Here is a 4,146-nt window from a genome sequence, read left to right as displayed (position 1 = left end):
CCCGTGCAGTAAACCAGGGCTGGATCAATGAAAAATATTTAGCTATAGCCCGCGAAGGATGGGATGGGTTAAAAACCAAAATTACAGCCGGCGGAGAATTGCAGGATGTTTGCATTGGGACAAACATGGATACCGATATTAAGTTTTATTACACCAGGCCAACCGAGCTAAACGATACACATGGTTTAGGAGCCTTATTATTGGCCGGAACCGAAATGCTTAAAGCAGAAAGGAAAAAATAACCATGTACAAGTTAACCAGGCTATTGTTGGGTATTATCCTTACAGTAGCATGTAATTTAAGTTTGTTTGCTGCCAATGTGGATATCACCGCTTACGGTGCCGTAGGCAACGGCACAACATTAAATACAGCGGCTATTCAAAAAGCAATTGACGCTTGTTATAAAAGCGGTGGTGGTAAAGTTGTTATTCCTTCGGGAGTGTTTTTAACAGGTACAATTGCACTGAATGATAATATTACACTGCAGCTAAACAAAGGTGCTGTTTTATTAGGCAGCACCGATGTTAACGATTATAAAAATCTTGACCCGTTTGTGGATGGGCTTGGCATAAGTGTTGGCTGGGCACTGGTTGTAGCCGTTGATAAAAAAAATATAGGCATAGCGGGCGAGGGTACCATTGATGGCCAGGGATCAAAACTGAAAGCGCAGCAAATATTAACCGATACACGTGCCGAATCGCAGCGCTGGGGCAGGCGGCCGTTTTTATTGCGTATTGTACGCTGTCAAAATGTTGCTTTAAATGGTATTACCTTAAATTATGCCGCAGCCTGGACATCGCATTACTTTCAATGCAAACAAGTGAGCATTAAAAATGTGAAAATTGTAAGCAGGGGCATAGCACACAATGATGGCATGGATATAGATGGCTGCCAGGATGTTACTATTAAGGATTGTGATGTGGAAAGCGGCGATGATGCTTTGTGTTTTAAAACAACATCGAGTAAAATGGCCTGTAAAAACATCGTTGTTTCGGGGTTGCGATTAAAAAGCGGCCAGGGAGCAATCAAGATCGGAACTGAATCCATGGCAGCATTTGAGAACATCAACATATCACAATGTTATATTTATGATACAGCCAATGGCGGTATCAAGCTACTTTCGGTTGATGGTGCAAATATCAGGAATGTCCTAATCAGCGATATTAGCATGGTTGAGGTAAAAACGCCTATACTCATTCGTTTGGGTGCCAGGTTAAGTGTATTCCGCAAAGATCAGGATAGTCAGCAACCTATAGGGACGCTTGAAAACGTAACCATCAAAAATGTAAAAGCAAAAGCGGCAGATAATGCACAGCTGATGCCACCATCGGGTATCCTGGTAACGGGTATCCCCGGGCATAACATTAAAAACCTGGTATTAGAAAACATAGAGATAAACCTTGCAGGCGGCGGAAGTAATGAGAATGCCAGGCAGGTTGTGCCCGAGGCCATTGATAAATATCCCGAAGTAAAAACATTTGGTCCGTTGGTACCGGCCTACGGTGTTTGGGCCAGGCATGTGGATGGACTAAAGGTTAGTAATGTAAAATTCACCCTAAGCCATAATGATCTTCGGCCAGCCATCGTCTGTGAAGATGGGAAAAATATAGAGCTTAATTCCTGCATCATTCCCGAAACTACCGGAGCCCAGGCCGTAATAAGGTTAGAGAATGTTGCCGGGTCCCACATAAATAATACCACCGTAGCCGGATCTGCGGATGCGTTTGTGCGTGTTGAGGGCAATGCAAGCCGTGATGTACATATCCTGGAAAATAAAATCCCCGGCATACAAAAAAAAGTTGAGCTATCTGCTGATTTGAAAGCGGGAACAGCTGTTTTGGATTAGAATAACACACTGATGATCAATATCAAATGAAGGCAAATATTTGCAAAGTATTTTTAGGCTTAGTTTTTCTACTGCCCTGCAGGCTTTATGCCCAGCAGAGTGCTTTACCTAAGCAAACCGACCGATGGGCCATCCAACCCGATGGAAGTATCAAATGGACCATCAATGGCAGGTTACCGCATACAGATCATATAGAAATGTCGGGAGAAAAGGTATCCGTTTGGGTTCAGTATGGGTTAGATAGCGCTGGCAGATCGTCTATTTTACGAACGGTGGTGTTTCCAACATTCAGGACGCTGCCCGATGGTACCCGTACACATATTGATTATACTTTTCAGGATAGCGGGCTGCCCCGGTTTTACATTAATAACCGGCAGTTAAAAACTGACCTGACCAGCGGGAAAAAATCGGGCGATCTGTCGTACAACATCAAAAGCATCAGCCACAAAGGCATTATGYGGATTGAGGCGACAACAAGCAACCCGGCGCTGGTAAAAATTGAACGGAGTATTTTTCCATCGGTGGATAAACCTATGGTTATTGAAAAGTTTGTATTTACTAATATTACCGATAAGCCGGTCACCATTTCCATGGAATATCTGCGGCATGAGGTCAGGACGGATAGCCTTAAAAGTAAAGTAAGGCCCCATTCCATCATCATGGGATCTGCAAATAATGGCAGCCGTATAGTGCAACCTGGTGAGCATACAACTTTCGCGGTTTATTATTTGGCAACAGATTTTCCCGGTCAGCCCATTGCGGTTAATGCAGATGCAGAAGAAAAAGCCCGTGAAAACCGTGTAAATACAATTTTATCGCCGCTGCAATTAAAAACACCCGACACTTTATTGAATACTGCGTTCTCCTTTGCCAAAATCAGGGGAACAGAGAGTATTTACAAAACCAAAGCAGGCTACCTGCATGGGCCGGGCGGGCTGGCATACTATGCCGCCATCTGGGCAAATGACCAGGCCGAGTATATTAGCCCTTTCTTCGCGTTTTCGGGAGATAGTATCGGCAACCTGTCGGCCATGACCTGTTACCGCTTGTTTGCCAGGTATATGAACCCGGAGTACAAACCCATACCCAGCTCTATAGTTGCCGAAGGTGACGCTGTATGGAAAGGCGCCGGTGACCGTGGCGATCAGGCCATGATTGCCTATGGCGCTTCGCGGTATGCATTAACCTATGGTCGCCCCGACTCTGCAAAAGTATTGTGGCCGCTCATTACCTGGTGCCTGGAATATAGTCACCGGAAATTAAATGACCAGGGCGTAGTTACTTCAGATCATGATGAGCTGGAAGGCCGCTTTCCATCAGGTAAAGCCAACCTGTCAACCAATAGCCTTTATTATGACGCGCTGATATCGGCGGCTTATCTTGGCAAACAATTGCATCAGCCAAAAACACAAACAGAGGAGTATTTAAAACAAGCCGCAACGCTAAAAAGTAATATCGAAAAATATTTCGGGACAACCATAGAAGGCTTTAAAACCTATAAATACTACGAAACCAATGATGTACTGCGTGCCTGGATCTGCCTGCCCCTTACCATGGGTATTTTAGACAGGAGCGAAGGAACCATCAATGCGTTGTTTTCGCCCCGCTTATGGACGGCTGACGGATTAGCTACCGAGGCAGGCAAAGAAACCTTTTGGGACCGCTCAACCCTGTATGCGCTTCGCGGTGTATTGCAGGCTGGCAAAACAGAAAAAGCAATGGACTACCTGCGCTATTATTCGCGCAGGAGGTTGTTAGGGGAGCACGTGCCCTATCCGGTAGAAGCCTATCCCGAAGGTAACCAAAGGCATCTATCTGCCGAGAGTGGACTTTACTGCAGAATATTCACCGAAGGCTTATTTGGTATGCGGCCAACAGGCTTTAACAGCTTTAACTGCACGCCGCGGCTGCCAAATGGCTGGAATGAAATGGCGCTAAATAATATTCATTCATTTGGGCAAGTGTTCAACCTTAAAATATCGAGGTTGAATAAAGAGAAGTTAAATATTACCATAACAGAGGGTAGCAAAACCATCCAATACAAATTAAATGATGGAGGTACACAAGCGGTCACTTTATAAGTAGCAATAACCAATAAATAATATAACTATGATGAGCAAACTTTTTAAATACATCCTGCCTGTTTTAATGATAATTACTGTTTATGACAGTAATGCCCAAACACACCAACTGGAAAAGCTTTGGGAAACGGATACGATTATAAGGGTTCCCGAATCAGTTTTGCCGGATTTTAAAAAAGGCATATTATATGTATCAGAGATTGATGGAAACCCTAACGC

3 protein-coding genes and 1 pseudogene are annotated in these 4,146 nt (G+C 44.3%); all 4 read left to right on the top strand.

What is annotated here, in order from left to right:
• On the top strand, window positions 1–242 hold a 242-nt coding region (locus AC1DPZ_RS23250), incomplete at its 5' end, for a glycoside hydrolase family 88 protein (RefSeq protein ID WP_477407936.1).
• A 2-nt stretch (window positions 243–244) separates the two neighbouring features.
• Window positions 245–1,846: a glycoside hydrolase family 28 protein gene (locus AC1DPZ_RS23245; protein WP_477407934.1), complete on the top strand. Its 1,602-nt coding sequence runs from the start codon at window positions 245–247 to the stop codon at window positions 1,844–1,846.
• 26 nt (window positions 1,847–1,872) lie between these two features.
• On the top strand, window positions 1,873–3,927 hold the full coding sequence (locus AC1DPZ_RS23240; RefSeq protein ID WP_477407932.1) for a glucosidase family protein: 2,055 nt from the start codon (window positions 1,873–1,875) through the stop codon (window positions 3,925–3,927).
• 28 nt (window positions 3,928–3,955) lie between these two features.
• Window positions 3,956–4,146, top strand: a pseudogene (locus tag AC1DPZ_RS23235) (ATP-binding protein); the annotation flags it as partial.

It is taken from the genome of Mucilaginibacter sp. P4_G9 (assembly GCF_056400985.1).
This window is presented reverse-complemented; position numbering and strand designations above follow the sequence as displayed.